At 57.6% G+C, this 2,190-nt stretch carries 2 protein-coding genes and 1 pseudogene; all 3 read left to right on the top strand.

Features of this window, described 5'->3' with window-relative positions:
- Positions 1–270, top strand: a pseudogene (locus GPA21_RS19975) (IS1634 family transposase); the annotation flags it as partial.
- A 77-nt stretch (positions 271–347) separates the two neighbouring features.
- Positions 348–821 carry a signal peptidase II gene (lspA, locus tag GPA21_RS19970; protein WP_168989815.1) on the top strand — a complete coding sequence of 158 codons (474 nt, stop codon included), beginning with the start codon at positions 348–350 and terminating at the stop codon, positions 819–821.
- A gap of 21 nt (positions 822–842) precedes the next feature.
- Complete coding sequence (locus GPA21_RS19965; protein ID WP_168989814.1) at positions 843–2,132, top strand: ISL3-like element ISPpu12 family transposase; 1,290 nt, start codon at positions 843–845, stop codon at positions 2,130–2,132.
- Positions 2,133–2,190 lie beyond the last annotated feature (58 nt).

The raw sequence follows: 2,190 nt of genomic DNA, 5'->3' as shown, positions 1-2,190 counted from the left end.
CGCATGCGCCCGGTGTTCCACTGGGCGCCCCACCGCATTCATGCCCACATTGCGATCACGGTGTTGGCGTTGCTACTGGAGCGTGTGATCGAGCACGCCTGTCAGGACACCTGGCGCAATATCCGCGATGACCTCAAGCGAATCCAGCTTGCGCAATTGTCCAGTCCCAACGGTATGGTCTGGCAGATCACCGAACCTACCGCGGATGCGGCCAACCGCCTGAAAGCATTGAAAATCAAGCCGCCGCCTCCCGTCCTGAAGCTCGACTGAGCGCAACTCACACATAGATACACGACGCTTTCCGGCCCCACCCCGGATGCCTTGCGCTGCGCCGCTTGTAGCCGGGCGTGTTACTTGGTGGTGTCAAAGTCGGGTCTGATCAGGCTGTAAAGTGGCTGGTGCAGCAATCAATGGCCTATGGCGAGTATGTTTCGGTGACCCCGTTCTTTAACTGGGTGCACCTATGGAACACCGGTGCCGCATTCAGTCTTTTTGCGAATGGTGGAGGCTGGCAGCGCTACTTTTTTATCGGAATCGCGGTAGTGGTCTCGATTTTTCTGATCAAGCTGATCCTTGAAAATCGTCATAAAGGAGAAGCCATCGCTTACAGTCTTATCCTCGGTGGCGCCATGGGCAACCTGATTGACCGGGTCTTTCGCGGCTATGTTGTGGATTCCTTTGATTTCTATTGGCGAGACTGGCATTGGCCGGCCTTCAACCTGGCTGATATTGCAATTGTCCTCGGTGCCTTACTTTTCGTTTCCAGCAGCTTGTTGGGTAAAAAAGCAAACACCAATGCCGAGCCGGATGGATCTGACTGACACCTACGCCTATACAACACCATGACCGAACTTCCCGACAACATCCTTCACCTGCCGCAATACCAAGTACTGGGCTGCAAATCAACCGACGACGAAATGCACTTCCAGGTGGACGTGCCCGATCCCATCGCCTGCGAGGAATGCGGCGTGCAGGGTGAGTTCGTACGGTTCGGCAAGCGTGACGTTCCCTATCGTGATCTGCCCATCCACGGCAAGCGGGTCACTCTCTGGGTGGTCCGCCGCCGATACACCTGCCGGGCCTGCAAGACAACATTCAGGCCCCAGCTACCGGAGATGGTGGACGGATTCCGTATGACACTGCGGCTGCATGAGTACGTGGAGAAGGAATCCTTCAACCACCCCTACACCTTTGTGGCGGCACAGACCGGCCTGGACGAGAAGACGGTGCGCGACATCTTCAACGCCCGCGCCGAGTTCCTGGGGCGCTGGCACCGCTTCGAGACGCCCCGCATCCTGGGCATTGACGAGCTATACCTGAACAAGCGCTACCGCTGCATTCTGACCAACATTGAGGAGCGAACCCTGCTCGACCTTCTGGCCACCCGCCGCCAGGACGTGGTGACCAACTACCTGATGAAGCTGAAAGACCGGCAGAAGGTCGAGATCGTCAGCATGGACATGTGGAACCCCTACCGGGCAGCGGTCAAGGCTGTGCTGCCCCAGGCCCGTATCGTGGTCGATAAGTTCCATGTGGTGCGCATGGCCAACGATGCCCTAGAGAGAGTGCGCAAGGGCCTCAGAAAGGAGCTGAAACCGTCCCAGAGCCGGACTCTCAAGGGAGACCGGAAAATCCTGCTGAAACGCGCTCACGAAGTCTCAGACCGGGAGCACCTCATCATGGAGACCTGGACAGGCGCGTTCCCGCAACTGCTGGCCGCCTACGAGCACAAGGAGCGCTTCTACGGCATCTGGGACGCCACCACACGGCTCCAGGCAGAAGCCGCCCTGGACGAGTGGATAGCCACCATCCCGAAGGGCCAAAAGGAAGTCTGGAGCGATCTGGTCAGGGCAGTGGGAAACTGGCGCGAAGAGACCATGACCTACTTCGAGACGGACATGCCCGTCACCAACGCTTACACGGAGTCCATCAACCGACTGGCCAAGGACAAGAACCGTGAAGGGCGCGGTTACTCCTTCGAGGTGATGCGGGCACGAATGCTCTACACCACGAAGCACAAGAAGAAGGCACCGACTGCGAAGGTCTCTCCTTTCTACAAGAAAACCATCGGTTACGGACTGCCGGACTTCGCAGAGGAACTCAACTACGGAGTCGATCTATCAACCATCTGAGGGTGGTATCAGATTGATGGGGTGAAGGTGCCCCATCAACCATTAAATCCGTATACCC

The organism is Azoarcus taiwanensis, from assembly GCF_012910885.1.
GTDB classification, from domain to species: Bacteria; Pseudomonadota; Gammaproteobacteria; order Burkholderiales; family Rhodocyclaceae; genus Azoarcus_F; species Azoarcus_F taiwanensis.
Note: the sequence above shows the minus strand (reverse complement) of the source record. Positions and strands in the feature narration are given on the sequence as shown.